Annotated in this window: 17 protein-coding genes and 1 pseudogene; 13 read left to right on the top strand and 5 right to left on the bottom strand. The window is 72.0% G+C overall.

Translation table 11 applies throughout. The features are described 5' to 3' along the window. The first annotated feature begins 348 nt into the window (after positions 1-348). Positions 349-1,035, top strand: a complete 687-nt coding sequence (locus GWK25_RS17725) for a triacylglycerol lipase (RefSeq protein WP_215451242.1) — start codon at positions 349-351, stop codon at positions 1,033-1,035. Positions 1,036-1,154: 119 nt separating this feature from the next. Then, the gene (locus GWK25_RS17720) at positions 1,155-1,841 is read left to right on the top strand and encodes a class I SAM-dependent methyltransferase (RefSeq protein ID WP_215451239.1); all 687 of its coding nucleotides are present in this window, start codon (positions 1,155-1,157) and stop codon (positions 1,839-1,841) included. Here GWK25_RS17720 and GWK25_RS17715 read toward each other — a convergent pair. Both GWK25_RS17715 and GWK25_RS17710 read right to left on the bottom strand, forming a co-directional pair. After that, the gene (locus GWK25_RS17715) at positions 1,810-2,184 is read right to left on the bottom strand and encodes a fic family toxin-antitoxin system, toxin component (protein ID WP_215451235.1); all 375 of its coding nucleotides are present in this window, start codon (positions 2,182-2,184) and stop codon (positions 1,810-1,812) included. The genes GWK25_RS17720 and GWK25_RS17715 overlap by 32 nt on opposite strands. Positions 2,185-2,188: 4 nt before the next feature. Then, positions 2,189-2,428 (bottom strand): toxin-antitoxin system HicB family antitoxin, encoded by a 240-nt coding sequence (locus GWK25_RS17710; protein ID WP_215451230.1) that lies wholly within the window; start codon positions 2,426-2,428, stop codon positions 2,189-2,191. A gap of 216 nt (positions 2,429-2,644) precedes the next feature. Between GWK25_RS17710 and GWK25_RS17705 the strand changes: the two genes are divergently transcribed. From GWK25_RS17705 to mug, 10 genes and pseudogenes are all read left to right on the top strand, one after another. Continuing rightward, a complete protein-coding gene (locus GWK25_RS17705) occupies positions 2,645-3,514 on the top strand; it encodes an ABC transporter ATP-binding protein (protein ID WP_215451226.1) in 870 nt (289 codons plus the stop codon). 4 nt (positions 3,515-3,518) lie between these two features. Next, complete coding sequence (locus GWK25_RS17700) at positions 3,519-6,089, top strand: ABC transporter permease (protein WP_215451221.1); 2,571 nt, start codon at positions 3,519-3,521, stop codon at positions 6,087-6,089. 48 nt (positions 6,090-6,137) lie between these two features. Continuing rightward, positions 6,138-6,635: pseudogene (locus GWK25_RS17695) on the top strand (LLM class flavin-dependent oxidoreductase); the annotation flags it as partial. Positions 6,636-6,697: 62 nt separating this feature from the next. Then, entirely contained in the window at positions 6,698-7,123 is a 426-nt protein-coding gene (locus GWK25_RS17690) for a GNAT family N-acetyltransferase (protein ID WP_215451216.1), read from the top strand. A 224-nt stretch (positions 7,124-7,347) separates the two neighbouring features. Continuing rightward, on the top strand, positions 7,348-8,685 hold the full coding sequence (locus tag GWK25_RS17685; protein WP_215451212.1) for a hemolysin family protein: 1,338 nt from the start codon (positions 7,348-7,350) through the stop codon (positions 8,683-8,685). Further along, a complete protein-coding gene (locus GWK25_RS17680) occupies positions 8,682-9,698 on the top strand; it encodes a hemolysin family protein (RefSeq protein WP_215451209.1) in 1,017 nt (338 codons plus the stop codon). The genes GWK25_RS17685 and GWK25_RS17680 overlap by 4 nt, the downstream gene beginning before the upstream one ends. Before the next feature lie 187 nt (positions 9,699-9,885). Next, positions 9,886-10,698 carry an SGNH/GDSL hydrolase family protein gene (locus GWK25_RS17675; RefSeq protein ID WP_215451206.1) on the top strand — a complete coding sequence of 271 codons (813 nt, stop codon included), beginning with the start codon at positions 9,886-9,888 and terminating at the stop codon, positions 10,696-10,698. Positions 10,699-10,723: 25 nt separating this feature from the next. Then, positions 10,724-11,074: a DUF4326 domain-containing protein gene (locus GWK25_RS17670; protein WP_215451202.1), complete on the top strand. Its 351-nt coding sequence runs from the start codon at positions 10,724-10,726 to the stop codon at positions 11,072-11,074. 143 nt (positions 11,075-11,217) lie between these two features. Next, positions 11,218-12,660 (top strand): adenylosuccinate lyase, encoded by a 1,443-nt coding sequence (gene purB / locus GWK25_RS17665; protein WP_184896805.1) that lies wholly within the window; start codon positions 11,218-11,220, stop codon positions 12,658-12,660. 44 nt (positions 12,661-12,704) lie between these two features. After that, positions 12,705-13,202 (top strand): G/U mismatch-specific DNA glycosylase, encoded by a 498-nt coding sequence (gene mug, locus GWK25_RS17660; RefSeq protein WP_215451198.1) that lies wholly within the window; start codon positions 12,705-12,707, stop codon positions 13,200-13,202. Positions 13,203-13,253: 51 nt separating this feature from the next. Here mug and GWK25_RS17655 read toward each other — a convergent pair whose 3' ends face one another. After that, complete coding sequence (locus tag GWK25_RS17655; protein ID WP_215451195.1) at positions 13,254-13,694, bottom strand: hypothetical protein; 441 nt, start codon at positions 13,692-13,694, stop codon at positions 13,254-13,256. Positions 13,695-13,915: 221 nt separating this feature from the next. Here GWK25_RS17655 and GWK25_RS17650 point away from each other — a divergent pair, with 221 nt between their 5' ends. Further along, positions 13,916-15,073: an ROK family transcriptional regulator gene (locus GWK25_RS17650; protein WP_215451192.1), complete on the top strand. Its 1,158-nt coding sequence runs from the start codon at positions 13,916-13,918 to the stop codon at positions 15,071-15,073. A 113-nt stretch (positions 15,074-15,186) separates the two neighbouring features. On the opposite strand, the gene GWK25_RS17645 is transcribed toward GWK25_RS17650, so the two are convergent. After that, positions 15,187-15,948: a GntR family transcriptional regulator gene (locus GWK25_RS17645; RefSeq protein ID WP_215451189.1), complete on the bottom strand. Its 762-nt coding sequence runs from the start codon at positions 15,946-15,948 to the stop codon at positions 15,187-15,189. A gap of 162 nt (positions 15,949-16,110) precedes the next feature. Then, entirely contained in the window at positions 16,111-17,001 is an 891-nt protein-coding gene (gene sigJ / locus GWK25_RS17640) for an RNA polymerase sigma factor SigJ (RefSeq protein ID WP_215451185.1), read from the bottom strand. Positions 17,002-17,085 lie beyond the last annotated feature (84 nt).

Genomic DNA, 17,085 nt, shown 5'->3' with positions numbered 1-17,085 from the left:
GCGAGGGGCTCGGCGGGGAGCGGGTCGAGGCCCGTGAGCTGGCGCGGGGTGAGGGCCGCGGCGAGTTCCGCTGCGGCCCGCGGGTCGCCGTGAGCGGCGTGCAGCAGGCGTACGCGCACGCCTTCGGACGGCGTGGGCACGACGGCCGACGCTGTGTTCGGGCTCGGCCGCGCGTTCATGAGGGGCGGTGGCGAGCGATGCGGAAGTTGTGGGGGGTTCACCGGAGTCACCACGCTCATCACGTTACTTGCGAGTTAACCGGCCAGTAAAGACCGGCGATTTCGCCGATGCGGCGCGCGTAGACCCCGCTGACACTCCTGACGAACCCCACCCGTTTCAGGAGGCACCATGCAACGCCGCATGCGCCGTATCGCCACGGCCCTCGCGACCGTGACCAGCACGCTCCTTGTATCGCTCTCCTTCTCGGCGTCCTCCGCCCAGGCCGCCACCCACAACCCGGTCGTCTTCGTGCACGGACTGAGCAGTTCGTCCAGCAGCTGGGACGACTGGATCGCGTACTTCAAGGCGGACGGTTACACGTCCGCGGAGCTGTACTCCTGGTCCTACGACTGGGGCCAGTCGAACGCCACCACGGCGGCACAGCTCAAGACCAAGATCGACAGCGTGCGCGCCACGACGGGCGCCGCGAAGGTCGACGTGGTGGTGCACTCCATGGGCGCGCTCAGCTCCCGCTACTACCTCAAGAACCTCGGCGGGACCTCGTACGTGGACGACTTCGTCTCCACGGCCGGTGTGAACCACGGGACGACCGTCGCCGGTTGGTGCCGCTGGCTCTACACGTCGTGCGGCGAGATGTACACCGGCAGCTCGTTCCTCACCTCGCTCAACTCCGGTGACGAGACGCCGGGCAGCGTGTCCTACGCCAGCTACTGGTCGAACTGCGACGACGCGCTCACCCCGGACACCACCGCGATCCTCAGCGGCGCGACGAACGTCGAGGTCGGCTGTGTCTCTCACAACGAGATGAACAACGACCACGGGGTGTACGAGCAGGTCCGCAACTTCATCGCCTGACGCGGCACCGCCGCCCCACGCCACCCGTCGCACAGTCGTTCCCCACCTCCGTGCGACGGGTGAGCGGGTGCTTCCCGGGGGACAATCGCGGTATCCGCCGCCCTCTTCGGGAGGTTCCCATGGTCCGCGCCCGTGCCGCGAAGAACGCCGTGCACCACCCCCTCTTCGCCCGTTTCTACGCCAGACTGAGCGTGTCGGCGGAGCCGAGGATCGGCCCGCTGCGCGAGGAGTTGCTCGCCGGGCTGTCAGGCCGTGTCATCGAGATCGGGGCCGGCAACGGCCTGAACTTCGCCCGCTACCCCGGCACCGTCTCCGAGGTGGTGGCGATCGAACCCGAGCACTCGCTGCGGCGGTTGGCCCTGGAGGCCGCCCTGCGCGCCGAGGTGCCGGTGGACGTGGTGCCGGGCGCGGCGGAGGCGCTGCCGGTCAAGAGCGAGGCGTTCGACGCGGCCGTCGTGTCCCTGGTGCTGTGCAGTGTGCGGGACGTACGACGCTCGCTGAGCGAGGTCCGCCGGGTGTTGCGTCCCGGTGGTGAACTGCGGTTCTTCGAGCACGGCCGGGGCGGTGGCCGGGCCATGCGGACGGCCCAGCGGGCACTGGACGGCTCGGTGTGGCCGTTGCTGTTCGGCGGCTGCCACGTCTCCCGTGACCCGGTCGACGCGCTGCGGGCCGCCGGGTTCGAGGTGGGGGCGGTCCGGGAGGTCCTGGTGCCCGAGCAGGGGCCGCGGCTGCCCAGCTCCTACTGCGTGCTGGGCCGGGCGCGGCGGCCGGGGGTCACTGACTCCACTGGAGCAGCTCCCTCGTGATGTCGTGCAGGCCGGCCTCGCCGCTCTTGACGAGTCGGGCCAGTTCGCGCACCTGCTCGGCGGAGGTGACGACCTTGACGCCGCTGGCCACGAGGTAGCCGTAGGCGACGGCGGAGGCGAACAGTGCGTTGGAGCGCTCCAACGCCGGTACGTGCAGGAGGAGTTGGAGCAGGGCGGCGGCGCGGGCGTGCGGGGTGTCGTAGACGGCGACGTCGAAGATCTGGGCCTCGTGCCGGGCGACGGCCGCGACGAGCGCGCCCCAGTCGGTGACCTGGGGATCGCCGGGCGTCTTGCGTTCGGCGACCATCAGGAGCCAGGCGAGGTCGATGCGGAGCTGACTCAAGGGATCAGTGACGTCCCTCGCGCCCGTTCTCGGGCCCGGTGCCGAACTCCTCGGCGAAGACCGCCTCGTACTGCTTCATGAAGTCGGCGGCGGACTCGACGAAGGTGTGCCCCGCCTCGCCGGTGTCCTGCCTGACCAGCTCCTCGATGTACCGGTTCACACTCATCCCGCGCTCCAGGGCTCGCTCTCGGGCGGCTCGGGCCGTGTCCTCGTCCACCCGCACGTTCAGCTGGGTCTTGGCCATGGTTCGACGCTAGCGCCGGAGTGCTAGCGGAGGCAAGGGCGCCTTGGTCGCAGCCATCGAGGGCCGACCGATGGGTGCCCCTTACATCGACCCTGAAAACCCGACCTGCGGCGGAGACGGCCTCGGACCTCTGGGGGATTTCGGCTGTGCCCTGGGTCACACTAGGCTCGGCCGAGAACGCCCGGAATTCGAACTGGTTCGAGCCTGGAGGCCGTTTTGTCCACTGCTGCCGCTGAGCACCCCCTCGGCCGCGCGGAAGCCGACGGCATCGCCGCCCGCGCCCGGGGCCTGACGAAGGCGTACGGCTCGGGCGAGACGGCGGTCCTCGCCCTCGACGCGGTCGACGTGGACATCGCGCGCGGCCGCTTCACCGCCGTGATGGGCCCCTCGGGCTCGGGGAAGTCGACGTTGATGCACTGCCTGGCCGGACTCGACACCGTCTCGGCCGGCCAGGTGTGGCTCGGGGACACCGAGATCACCGGGCTCAGGGAGCGCGACCTGACCCGGTTGCGCCGGGACCGGATCGGCTTCATGTTCCAGTCCTTCAACCTGATCCCGACCCTGAACGCGGTCGAGAACATCACCCTGCCCATGGACATCGCCGGCAAGAAGCCCGACGAGAAGTGGCTGGCCCAGGTCATCGACACCCTCGGTCTGCGGGACCGGCTCAAGCACCGGCCCGCCCAGCTCTCCGGCGGTCAGCAGCAGCGCGTCGCCTGCGCCCGCGCGCTCGCCTCCCGGCCCGAGCTGATCTTCGCGGACGAGCCCACCGGCAACCTCGACTCCCGGGCCGGGCTCGAAGTGCTCGGCTTCCTGCGCGAGGCCGTGGACCAGCTGGGGCAGACGGTGGTCATGGTCACCCACGACCCGGGCGCCGCCGCCCACTCCGACCTGGTGCTCTTCCTCGCGGACGGGCGGATCGTGGACCGCATGGAGCGTCCCTCGGCCGAGGCGGTCCTGGAGCGTATGAAGCGCTTCGACACCGTCCGGGCGGCCTTCGCCCCTGGGAGCGCCCCGGCCGACGGGACCGCCCCGGTCACCGGGGCCACCGGGACCGCCGGGCCCATCGACGTCGACGAGGACTGAGACCGTGCTCAAGGCGACCCTGCGGAGTTTCCTGGCACACAAGGGGCGGCTGCTGCTCTCGGCACTCGCGGTGATCCTGTCCGTCGCGTTCGTCGCGGGCAGCCTGATCTTCTCGGACACGGTCACCCGCACCTTCGACCGGCTCTTCGCCTCCACCTCGGCCGATGTGACCGTGGGCCCCAAGGACGACGGGCTGGAGGGCCAGCTGCCCACCGGTGCGGAGGAGACGGTGCCCGCCTCGCTGGCCCAGCGGATCGCGGGCATCGACGGCGTCGCGGACGCCCACGTGGACGTGTCCGTGGAGAACGTCACGGTCGTCGACAGCGACAACGAGACGGTGGGACCGACGACGGGCGCCCCGACCATCGCCACCGACTGGCACCCCACCGACCGCAGCCCGGTGAAGCTGACCAGCGGGCACGCGCCGGAGGGCCCCGGCCAGGCGCTGCTGGACGCGGACACCGCGAAGAACAGGGACGTGCGGATCGGCGACACCCTGAGGGTCCTCGCCCGGCCGGGCTCCTTCGAGGTGAAGGTCGTCGGCATCGCCACCTTCACCACCACCAACCCCGGCTCCGCACTCGTCTTCCTCGACACCCGGGTCGCGCAGACCGAGCTGCTGGGCGACCCCGACGCCGCCACCGGCATCTCGGTGACCGCCGGGCCGGGGGTGAGCGACGACGTGCTCAAACGGCGGATCGCCGCCGCGCTGGGGCCGACGGCGTACGAGTACGAGACGGCCGACGAGCAGGCCGAGTCGGCCGCCGCCTCGCTCGGCGGTTTTCTCGACGTCATCAAGTACGTGATGCTCGGATTCGCCGGCATCGCGACGCTCGTCGGGATGTTCCTCATCGTCAACACCTTCTCGATGCTCATCGCCCAACGCACCCGCGAGCTGGGCCTGTTGCGCGCGCTGGGTGCCGACCGGCGGCAGGTGCGGCGGTCGGTGCTGACCGAGGCGGCGCTGCTCGGCCTGGTCGGGTCGACGCTCGGTCTCGCCGTGGGCATCGGGCTGGCCTTCGGACTGATCGCGCTCATGGGCGCCTTCGGGATGAACCTGAAGTCGACCGAGATGGTGATCGGCGTGGGAACGCCCGTCGCGGCCTACGTCGTGGGGCTCGGCGTGACCTTCGTGGCGGCCTACCTGCCGGCGCGCCGGGCCTCGGCCGTGTCGCCGATGGCGGCGCTCGCGGACGCCGAGATCGCCGGGGTCGGGCGGCCCCTGAGGGTCCGCGCGGTGGTCGGCGCGGTCGTCGGGGCGGCGGGTGCCGCCGCACTGGTGGGGTGCGCGCTGTCGTCCGACACGGGGTCGGCGGCCTCCCTGCTCGGCCTCGGTGTGGTCCTCACCCTCGTCGCGACGGTCGTCGCGGGACCTCTGCTCGTGCGGCCGGTGATCCGCGTCCTGGGCGGGGCGTTCCCCGCGCTGTTCGGCTCCGTGGGCCGGATGAGCCAGCGCAACGCCCTGCGCAACCCACGCCGGACCGGGGCCACCGCCGCCGCGTTGATGGTGGGCATCGCTCTGGTCGGCGGCATGTCCGTGGCGAGCGCGTCGATGACGAAGTCCTTCGACCAGGAGATCGACAAGACCCTCGGCGCCGATTTCGTCGTCCAGAACCAGAACTTCCTGCCGTTCCCCCAGGAGGTCACCGACAAGGTCCGCGCCACCGACGGCGTCGGCCTCGTCGTCCGGCAGCGGTTCACCCCGGTCGCGGTCCGGCTGCCGGACGGCGACCGGATCGAGACGACCGCCGCGGCCTACGACGCGCGGCTCGACGAGGTCGCGAACGTCACCTACGCCCGGGGCGACAGCGCGGCCGCGCTCGCGGACGGCGCCATCGGCATGGACGTGGAGTTCGCGCGGGAGCACGACGTGAGCGTCGGCGACACGATCCCGGTGCGGTTCCCCGCCGGCAAGAGCGCCGAGCTGAAGGTGGCCGCGCTCACCGACCAGGACACCGCCGACGGCTTCGGGATGCAGGGCGGGCTGTTCTTCGGGACGGGCACCATCGAGTCCCAGGTGCCCGACGGGCAGGACTCGGCGCTGTACGTGAACGCCGGCTCCGGCGTGGACGCCGACGAGCTGCGCGCGAACCTGGAGCGGACCCTCGAGGCCTATCCGCAGGTGCAGGTCCGCGACCAGGCCGACTACAAGGAGCTGGTGCGGGGCCAGATCGCCGTACTGCTCTACCTGGTCTACGCGTTGCTGGGCCTCGCGATCGTCATCGCCGTGCTCGGCGTGGTCAACACCCTCGCCCTGTCGGTGGTGGAGCGCACCCGGGAGATCGGTCTGCTGCGCGCGATCGGGCTGGCCAGGCGGCAGTTGCGGCGGATGATCCGGCTGGAGTCGGTGGTGATCGCCGTGTTCGGTGCCGTCCTCGGCCTCGCGCTGGGCCTGGTCTGGGGCGTGTGCGTGCAGCAGGTGCTGGCACTGCAGGGGATGAAGGCGCTGGCGATCCCGTGGGGCACGGTCGTCGCCGTCGTGGTCGGCTCCGCGGTCGTGGGCGTGGTGGCGGCCCTGTTGCCGGCCCTGCGGGCGTCCCGGATGAACGTGCTGGCGGCCATCGCGCACGAGTGATGCACTCGCGGTCTGCCGACTCAAGTCCCTTGCCAGTGAGGAGAGTTCATGCCGCGCCCGTTCCGCTTCGGAGTCAGCCTGCTCAGCCCCACGTCGGCCCGGGAGTGGCGCGCGAAGTGCCGCCGCGCCGAACAGCTCGGCTACGACGTGATCCTGGTCCCCGACCATCTGGGCATGCCGGCCCCGTTCCCGTCCCTGGTGGCCGCGGCGGAGGCGACCGAGCGGCCGCGGCTCGGCACCTACGTGCTCAACGCGGGCTTCTGGAACCCGACGCTGCTGGCCCGCGAGGTCGCCACCACGGACGCGCTGACCGGCGAACGGCTGGAGCTGGGACTCGGTACCGGATACGTGCCCGCCGAGCACGAGAAGGCGGGTCTGCCGTGGGGGTCGCCGGGCGAGCGGGTGGACCATCTGCTGCGCACGGTCGAGGAGGTGGACCGGCTCCTCGGTTCCGACGACCTCCCCCACTCTCGGCTGCGCTCGAGCGGTGGGACCCCCGTGCCGGGCCCCGTGCAGCGGCCCCGGGTGCCGCTGCTGATCGGCGCCCGGCTTTCGTCCGGATCCTGGAATTCCAGGCCGTCGGGCGGCCCCCGTGGTGGGATCCGATCATGACCGACCTGCGTATACGGGCCGCGACGCCCGACGACCTCGACGCCGTGCTCGCCTTCTGGAAGGTGGCCGCCGAGGGCACGAGCATCAGTGACGACCGCGACGGCGTCGAGCGGCTGGTGGCCCGCGACCCCGAGTCGCTGATCCTCGCCGAGCTGGACGGAGAGCTGGTGGGCACGGTCATCGCCGGCTTCGACGGCTGGCGATGCCATCTGTACCGGCTCGCGGTGGACCCCGGGCGCCGCCGCAGGGGCATCGGCTCGGCGCTGCTCACCGCCGCCGAGGAACGCTTCGTACGGCTCGGCGGGCGGCGCGGGGACGCGATGGTGCTCGTCCGCAACGAGACGGCCCAGCATGCCTGGCGCGCGGCCGGGTACGCGCCGGAGGAGAAGTGGCGGCGTTGGGTGAAGCCGCTCGTGGACTGACCTCCTCCCACAGGGACCGACACGCCTTTGCCGATCCTTTACCATGGGTGGACCCGTCAACTTCTACGGAAAGGTTGTGAGCGTCCGCCCATGGGCGAGCCTCCCAGTACCAGCACCGGCGCCCGACGTCGTACCGGCACCGGCGCCCGACGTGTCACCGGCCCCGCTGCCCGACGTCGCGCATTCCTCCCGCCTCTGTCCGACCATGGGACGGAGGTGACCCGATGACCGAAGTGCTCCTCCTTCTGGTGGCGGTGCTGCTCTCGCTGATCTGTGGTGCCTTCGTCGCCGCAGAGTTCTCGCTGACCACGGTCGACCGGGGCCGGCTGGAACGAGCCGTGGAGCGCGGCGAACGGGGCGCCGCGGGCGCCCTCAAGGCCGTACGGAACCTGACGTTCCAGCTCTCCGGCGCCCAGCTCGGCATCACCGTCACCAACCTGGTCGTCGGCATGCTCGCCGAGCCGTCGATCGCCAAGCTGATCGCGGGCCCGCTGGAGGCGGTCGGCGTGCCGAGCTCCGCGTCGAGCTCCGTGGCCCTCGTCATCGGTACGGCTCTGTCGACCGTCGTGCTGATGGTCGTCGGCGAGCTGGTGCCCAAGAACTGGGCGATCTCCTCGCCGCTGCCGGTGGCGAAGAAGGTGGCGAACCCGCAGCGCTGGTTCAGCGCCGCGTTCCGGCCGTTCATCACCCACCTCAACAACACCGCCAACCGTCTCGTACGGCTCTTCGGCATCGAGCCGGCCGAGGAGCTGGCCTCCGCGCGCGGCCCCCAGGAGCTGGCGGCCCTCGCCCGGCACTCGGCCAAGGAGGGCGCCCTGGAGGAGGACACCGCCGAGCTGTTCGTGCGCACGCTCAACCTGGCCGACCTGACCGCACAGAACGTGATGACCCCGCGCGTCCAGGTCATCGCCCTCGACGCCCAGGCGACCTGCGAGGACGTGGCGAACGCGACCCGGGCCACCGGCCTGTCCCGTTTCCCCGTCTACCGCGGCAGCCTCGACTCGGTCGTCGGCACCGCTCACATCAAGGACGTCCTCGCCGTGCCCGCCGAGCGCCGGCTGCGCACCTCTGTCGCCGAACTGCTGCGCGAGCCGCTGTTCGTCCCCGAGTCGCTGACCGTCGACCGGGTCCTGGACCGGCTCTCGGGCAAGCGCACCATGGCCGTCGTCATCGACGAGTACGGCGGGACCGCCGGCGTCGTGACCCTGGAGGACATCGTCGAGGAGGTCGTCGGCGAGGTCCGCGACGAGCACGACCCGCACGAGACACCCGACCTGGCCCCCGTCGGCACCGACGGGAACGGCCGCGAACTGTACTCGGCCGACGGCTCGGCCCGCACCGACCAGCTCGCCCGCGTCGGCCTGCGCGCGCCCGAGGGGCCCTACGAGACGCTCGCGGGCCTCGTCGCCACCGAGCTGGGTCGTATACCGGCCGTCGGGGACACCGTGGAGGTCGTCGGCTGGCGGCTCGACGTGGTGGACGCGGCCGGGCGCCGGGCCGCGCGAGTGCTGCTGCACGCGCCGGTCGCGACCGCCGAGGAGCACGAGGAGGAGACCCGATGACCGCCGTCCAGCTGCTGATCGGCTTGGCGACGCTGGTCGTCAACGCCTTCTTCGTGGGCGCCGAGTTCGCCCTGATCTCCGTACGCCGCAGCCAGATCGAGCCGTACGCCGAACAGGGCGACCGCCGGGCCCGCAGTGTGCTGTGGGGCCTGGAGCACGTGTCCGCGCTGATGGCGGCCGCGCAGCTCGGCATCACCCTGTGCACCCTGGTGCTCGGTGTGGTCGCGGAACCCGCGATCGAGCACCTGCTGGAGCCGCTGTTCCACGCGGTGGGCGTGCCGGAGGGCGCGGGCCACGCGATCTCGTTCGTGATCGCCCTGACGCTCGCCACCTATCTCCACATGCTGCTCGGCGAGATGGTGCCGAAGAACATCGCCCTCGCGGAGCCGGTGCGCAGCGCCCTGCTGCTCGGTCCGCCGCTGGTGACGCTGTCGCGTGCGCTGCGCCCGGTGATCTTCACGGTCAACGCGTTCGCGAACACGCTGCTGAAGCTGATGCGGATCGAGACGAAGGACGAGGTCGCGGCGACCTTCTCGGACACCGAGCTGGCCCGGCTCGTCGCGGACTCCAGCGAGGCCGGCCTCATCGACGACCGTGCGCAGGAGCGGCTGCGCGACGCCCTCGAACTGGGCCGCAGGCCCGTGCGGGACGTGGTGCTCCCACTGGAGCGGGTCGTCTACGCGGGGATGGGGGTCACCCCCGAGGAGCTGGAGCGGCTGTCGGCCGAATCCGGGTTCTCCCGGTTCCCCGTGGTCGACGAGGGGCGCCGGATCGTGGGGTACCTCCATGTGAAGGACGCGCTCGACGCGGCCCCCCGGGACGTGCCGTTCTCCGTCCGCAGCATGCGGTCCATCGCCCGGGTGCGGGAGACCACTCCGCTGGACGACGTGCTCACCGCGATGCGCCGCAGCCGGACCCATCTGGCGGCCGTGCTGGGCGAGGACGGACGACTCGCGGGCATCGTCACCATGGAGGACGTCCTGAGGGAGCTGTTCGGACAGCCCGCCGTCTGAGCTCTGAGCCGGGCTCCTTACGGCCGCTCGACCTGCTGACGGTCGGACCGTCCGTCCGGCCGTCAGCCGATCAGGCCGTCAGCCGATCAGGCCGTCAGCCGATCAGGCCGTCAGCCGGTCGGGCTGTCAGCCGCCGAACAGGGTGACCGACCGCTGGGTATGTGCACGGGGTACCATTTCCGACGCCATGCAGACGAATCCCAGCCCGTCCGGCCCCGCCGCCCCCGGGCCCGCCTACTCCAGCCTCGTCACGGTCGGCGACTCCTTCACGGAGGGCATGTCCGACCTCCTCCCCGACGGTACGTACCGGGGCTGGGCCGATCTTCTCGCGGGCCGCATGGCCGCGCGCACGCCCGGCTTCCGGTACGCCAACCTCGCGGTGCGCGGAAAGCTGATCGGCCAGATCGTCGCCGAGCAGGTGGAGGTCGCGGCCGCGATGGAGGCGGACGTCGTCACCCTGGTCGGCGGTCTGAACGACACACTCCGGCCCAAGTGCGACATGGGCCGGGTGCGCGGCCTGCTGGAGGAGGCCGTGGAACGCCTCGCCCCCTCCTGCAAGCAGCTCGTCCTGATGCGCAGCCCCGGCCGCCAGGGCCCCGTCCTGGAGCGCTTCCGGCCGCGCATGGAGGAGCTGTTCGCGTGCGTCGACGAACTGGCCGCCCGGCACGGCGCCCTCGTCGTCGACCTCTACGGCGCGCCTTCCCTGGGCGACCCCCGGATGTGGGACGTGGACCGGCTTCACCTGACCGCCGAGGGGCACCGCCGGGTCGCCGAGGCGGTGTGGCAGACCCTCGGCCACGAGGCGGAGGACCCGGAGTGGCGGACCCCGATGCCCGTCACCCCGCCGCCCGGCTGGACGGCCCGCCAGGTCGCCCACGCGCGCTTCGCCCGGCAGTACCTGCTGCCGTGGATAGGGCGCCGTCTCACGGGCCGCTCCTCGGGCGACGGCATGCCGGCCAAGCGGCCCGAGTTGCTGCCGTACGAGGGCCCGCTAGCGTAGGGACCCGTCCGACCGGGAGGCGCCTGTGACCACGACCGTGATCAACCTCAAGGGCCGCATCCGCGACTTCGGCCCCCGGCTGGAGTACGCGCCCAGCGACGTCGTCTACATCGGCCGCCGCTGGACCATGGGCCACTGGGACCTGCCGCAGCACCCGCTCTTCAACCCCTTCCAGTACGACACCGAGAAGAAGAAGCGCGACGGGACGCGGGCCGAGGTCATGGCCAAGTACCGGGAGTACCTGACGGCCGACCCCGAGCTGATGGCCCTCGTCCCGGAGCTGCGTGGCAGGACGCTGGCCTGCTGGTGCGCGCCCGAACCCTGCCACGGCGACATCCTGGCGGAGCTGGCCGACGGCACGAAGTCCTCCGCCTAGCCTCCCGCCGACCTCACGCAGGCGCCACCGACCTCACGCAGGCACCTCCAACCTCTCCGCAGGGCGCCTCCGACGTCTTCGTAGGTTCCTCCGAAGAGACCCTCGGCGCTCACCTGCACGAATCGCCAGTAGAATCCGTACACGTGACTTCTGCGCCAGCCAAGCCCCGCATCCCGAACGTCCTCGCCGGACGCTACGCCTCCGCCGAGCTCGCCACGCTCTGGTCGCCCGAGCAGAAGGTGAGGCTGGAGCGGCAGCTCTGGCTGGCCGTGCTGCGGGCCCAGAAGGACCTCGGCATCGAGGTGCCGGACGAGGCGCTCGCCGACTACGAGCGGGTCCTCGACACCGTCGACCTGGCCTCCATCGCCGAGCGCGAGAAGGTCACCCGGCACGACGTGAAGGCGCGGATCGAGGAGTTCAACGACCTCGCCGGGCACGAGCACGTGCACAAGGGCATGACCTCCCGGGACCTCACGGAGAACGTCGAGCAGCTGCAGATCAGGCTCTCCCTGGAGCTGGTCCGCGACCGTACGGTGGCCGTGCTGGCGCGCCTCGGCAAGCTGGCCGGGGAGTACGGCGAGCTGGTGATGGCCGGCCGCTCGCACAACGTGGCCGCGCAGGCCACCACCCTCGGCAAGCGGTTCGCGACCGCCGCCGACGAACTGCTCGTGGCGTACGGCCGGGTCGAGGAGCTACTCGGCCGGTACCCGCTGCGCGGCATCAAGGGCCCGGTGGGCACGGCCCAGGACATGCTCGACCTGCTGGGCGGCGACGCCGCGAAGCTGGCGGAGCTGGAGGACCGGATCGCCGGGCACCTCGGCTTCGCGCAGGCGTTCACCTCGGTCGGCCAGGTCTACCCGCGCTCGCTGGACTACGACGTGGTGACCGCGCTGGTGCAGCTGGCCGCCGCCCCCTCCTCGCTGGCCAAGACCATCCGGCTGATGGCCGGGCACGAGCTGGTCACCGAGGGCTTCAAGCCCGGCCAGGTCGGCTCGTCCGCCATGCCGCACAAGATGAACACCCGCTCCTGCGAGCGCGTCAACGGCCTCATGGTCATCCTGCGCGGCTACGCCTCGATGACCGGTGAGCTGGCCGGCGACCAGTGGAACGAGGGCGACGTGTCCTGCTCCGTGGTGCGCCGGGTCGCGCTGCCGGACGCCTTCTTCGCGCTGGACGGTCTGCTGGAGACCTTCCTGACCGTCCTCGACGAGTTCGGCGCGTTCCCGGCGGTCGTCGCGCGTGAGCTGGACCGCTACCTCCCCTTCCTCGCCACGACCAAGGTGCTGATGGGCGCCGTCCGGGCGGGCGTCGGCCGCGAGGTCGCGCACGAGGCCATCAAGGAGAACGCCGTCGCCTCCGCGCTGGCCATGCGCGAGCAGGGCGCCGAGCGCAACGAACTGCTCGACAAGCTCGCCGCCGACGACCGCATCCCGCTGGACCGGGCCCAGTTGGACGCGCTCATGGCCGACAAGCTCTCCTTCACGGGCGCCGCCGCCGACCAGGTCGCCGTCGTCGTCGGCCGGATCGAGGAGATCGTCAAGCAGCGCCCGGAGGCCGCCGGCTACACGCCGGGAGCGATCCTCTGACCCGCTACACCCAGGCCGAACTGGAGGCCGCCCGCGACCGGCTGGTGCCGGACGTCCTCGCGGACGGCCTCCGGGTCCTTTTCTGCGGCATCAACCCGGGGCTGATGACGGCGGCCTCGGGCCACCACTTCGCCCGCCCCGGCAACCGCTTCTGGCCCGTGCTGCACCTGTCCGGCTTCACGCCACGGCTCCTGAAGCCGTCCGAGCAGGGCGAGCTGCCGTCGTACGGGCTCGGCATCACCAATGTCGTCGCCCGGGCCACGGCACGCGCCGACGAGCTGACGGCCGACGAGTACCTGGAGGGCGGCCGGCTGCTGACCGCCAAGGTGGAGCGGCTGCGACCGCGTTGGCTCGCGGTGGTCGGTGTGACCGCGTACCGCGCGGCCTTCGGCGACCGCAAGGCCACGGTCGGACCGCAGGAGCGGACGATCGGGGACTCGCGTGTGTGGGTGCTGCCCAACCCGAGCGGTCTGAACGCTCATTGGACGGCGGCGACGATGGCGGAGGAGTTCGCCCGGCTGCGGGTGGCGGCGGAGGACTGACCAGCCGGCCTGCCGCGTGACTGCCCGGGCGCCTCCCTTGGCCCCCGCCGGTCACGGTGGGTCCGTCTCCGTTATCAGCGCGACGAGTTGGAACGGCAGTTCCTTGTCCCACTGGGAGACGCCGAGGGCGACCCAGCGTCCGTCGACCTGCCAGAGGTGCAGGTCGGGGACGTGCGAGCTGAGTCCCGCCCACGGCTCGGGTATGTCCTCGCCGTCCAGCGACCGGTCGAGGACGCTCCACAGGCTGAACACCGCCGGGGCGCCCCAGCGCGCGGTGAGCAGCTCCGACAGGGCGTCCCGCTCCGCCTCGTACTGTTCCTCGGTCTCCTCGCGCCGTGAGCCGTCGTCCTCCCAGAAGTCGGCGCTCGTGCGTAACTCGGCGACGTGGTACCCCGGTCCGGCCGTGCCGACGTCCGACCGGCCGGGCTCCGGGGGGAACTCCTCGGAGCGCAGCCGGTCGATCACGGCGAGGTGGTGGGTGATGCTGCTCATGCGGTCCAGTAAAGCGGTCACCACTGACAATTGGCACGGCGTCAGGAGGCGGTGCCGGCGGTCCCGCGACCGGGCTGCGGCGTCAGGTGTCGTGGCACCCGGGCCGGCCCGTCGTGCGGGGGCGTCAGAGATCCCGCAGGTCGGAGGCGGCGGACACTCGCCCGGGTGCGTCGTGGCGAGTACGATCCGGCAGACACGGGCGCGAGCTGGGAGGACGGGCGTTGGGGCCACTGACCGGCGGGGATCCTTCTCTGCTTCGAAGAATCAACTCGGCCGTGGTGCTGCACGCGCTGCGGGCCACGGATCACGCGACGCTGACCGAGATCACCAGGGTCACCGGACTGTCCCGGCCCACGGTCGAGGGCGTCGTGGAGGGGTTGGTCGAGGCCGGGCTGGTGGTCGAGCGGGCCGCCGAGGAGGGGGCCGCCCGGCGGCAGGGGCGCCCGGCGCGGCGCTACCGGTTCCGGGCCGAGGCCGGCCATCTGCTGGGACTGGACGTGGGCTCGCACCGGGTGGCCGCGCTGCTCGCCGATCTCGACGGGCGGGTGCTGGGCTCGCTGTCCAAGGAGGTCTCCGAGTCCGCGTCGGCGGACGACCGGCTGGAGCGGCTGCGCTCGACCGTCGCCGAGCTGCTGCGCAGGTCAGGTGTGTCGCGCGGTTCTCTGCGCGCGGTCGGCGTGGGCAGCCCGGGGGTCATCGAGGCCGACGGCGCCGTACGCCTGTGCGCGGCCCTGCCGGAGTGGACGGGACTGAACCTGGGCGAGCGGCTGAGCCGTTCCTTCAAATGCTCCGTGCTGGTCGAGAACGACGCCAACGCGGCCGCCGTCGCCGAGCACTGGAAGGGTGCCGCCACCGAGTCCGACGACGTGGTGTTCGTGCTGGCGGGGCTGAGCCCGGGCGCCGGTTCGCTGATCGGCGGGCGGCTGCACCGGGGGTACGGCGGCGCGGCCGGGGAGATCGGGGCGCTGCACCTGCTGGGCAGGGAGGCCACTCCCGAGGCGCTGCTGTCGACCACGGGCGAGCCCCTGCACCCGTTGGACGAGCAGGCGGTCGCCGAGGTCTTCAAGCACGCGCGCGAGGGCGACCCGCGGGCCCGGGAGGCCGTCGACCGCTTCATACAGCGACTCGTCCACGACGTGACGGCCCTCGTCCTCGCCCTGGATCCCGAGCTGGTCGTCGTCGGCGGCTGGGCGGCCGGCATCGACGACGTCCTCGACCCCCTGCACCGCGAGCTGGCCCGCTACTGTCTGCGGCCGCCGCGCGTCGCCCTCTCCCGGCTGGGCGAGGCGGCCGTCGCCATGGGCGCGCTCCGGCTCGCCCTGGACCACGTCGAGGAACAGCTCTTCGCGGTGGAGGGCACGGTGACGGCCCGCCGCTGAACCACGGGCGACCATGACGAACCGCCGCGCCCCGGGGGCCGGGGCGCGGCGGTTCGTCATGGTGCAGCGTGGTGGCGGCTCGCGGCGGGAGACAGACAACGCTGTCGGCGCCGTCAGGACGCGCGGCGCTCCGGCCCGTGGTGGATCTCGACGCCGCCCGAGGCGCCGAACGTCAGTCGGCACGTGTCAGCGCGGTAGGTGGCCAGGGAGACGGCCGCCGTGCGCCCCTCGGCGAAGAAGCGGGTGGTGACGACCAGGACGGGCGCGCCCGGCAGCCGGTCGAGTTCCTTGGCGTCGTCCGCGCGGGCGGAGCCCAGCTCCACCGAGCGCTCCTGCCCCTCCAGCTCCAGGCGCTGCAGCTCGCGCAGGACGGCACGCGCGCGTGCGGCACCGGAGGGCGCGTCTATGGCGGAGAGGGCGGGTACCGAGTCCGCCGGGACGTAGAGCAGTTCGGCGGCGACGGGCTGGCCGTGCGACATGCGGGAGCGGCGTACGACGTGCACCTGCTCGCCGTGGGAGCTCTCCAGGATGTCGGCGACCGCGGCGGGCGGTGCTGAGGCCGTGCAGTCCACGGCCTGCCAGGCGTCGCCGGCGGTGCCCGGCCACGCGTGCTCCTCGGTGCCGACGGCGACACCCACGCGCGGGGGCGCGACGGTGGTGCCGACGCCGCGACGGCGCTGCAGTCGGCCCTCCAGTTCGAGCTGCTCCAGCGCCTGGCGGAGGGTGGCCCTGGCGACGCCGAAGCGGGCCGCGAGGTCACGTTCGTTGGGCAGGATCTCCCCCACCGAGAACTCGGAGTCCAATGCCTCACTGAGCACGGTCTTCAGATGCCAGTACTTCGGTTCCGGCACCGATTCCAGCTGCTGGGTCCCCACCCTGTCCTCCGCTGCTTCGCCGTGGCCCGGCGGCGTTTTTAGCGCCCTTGTTTATTAAAGGTTGTTGCACTTTCTTGCGACCATAGGCGTGCCCCCACCCTTGGTCAAGACCAATCGTCGAACCCTCGGGCATCCGACAGGCCGGTCGCCCGGCAGCGTTCATCAAGGCTTCACGGCCGCCACGGAGAGCAGCTTCTGCGGGTTGCGCACGATGTAGACGCACTGGACGAGCCCGTCGGCGACGTCGAGTTGGAAGACGCTGTCGACCTCGCCGCCGGAGACGAGGACCACGGCGAAACCGCCGTTGATCTCCATGAACCGCAACGAGACGTCCAGCAGGCCCTTGCCGGCCGCGCCGTGCACGAACCGGCCCACCCTGTCGGCGGTTTCGAGGACCCGCACCGGGGCCTTGCCGATGCCGCCGCCGTCGCCCACCAGACGGACGTCGGGGGCCAGCAGCGCCATCAGTCCGCCGAGATCGCCGTCCTGCGCGGCGGCGAGGAACTTCTCCGTCAGCGCGCGCCGTTCGCCTGGGTCGACCTCGTAGCGCGGGCGCCGCTCGTCGACGTGCCGGCGGGCCCGCCCGGCGAGCTGGCGCACGGCCGGCTCGGCGCGGTCGATCATGGCCGCGATGTCGGCGTACGGGTAGCCGAAGGCCTCCCGGAGCACGAACACAGCGCGCTCCAGGGGGGAGAGGGACTCCAGGACCACCAGGAGCGCGAGGGAGACCGTGTCGGCGAGGACGGCCCGCTCGGCGGTGTCCGGGACGGTGGCCGCGTAGTCGGTGACATAGGGCTCCGGGAGCCAGGGGCCGGGGTACGCCTCCTTGCGCGACTGGACCTGGCGCAGCCGGTCGATGGCGAGCCGGGTGGTGATCCGGACCAGGTAGCCACGCGGTTCGCCCACATCGGAGCGGTCGGCGCCGGACCAGCGCAGCCAGGCCTCCTGGAGCACGTCCTCGGCGTCGGCGACCCGGCCGAGCATCCGGTAGGCGACTCCCATCAGGACGGAACGGTGCTCTTCGAAGACGTCGATCGCCATGTCGGTGGTCACCGTTCCATCCCAACCCGAGGGGCGGGGCCGTGTCCAGGCGATTCCCACGAAGCGCGCGCCTTGTCGTCGGCGGGGACTACCCGC

Origin of the sequence: Streptomyces sp. ATCC 21386 (assembly GCF_018728545.1) — a bacterium.
GTDB lineage: Bacteria > Actinomycetota > Actinomycetes > Streptomycetales > Streptomycetaceae > Streptomyces.
Note: the sequence above shows the minus strand (reverse complement) of the source record. Positions and strands in the feature narration are given on the sequence as shown.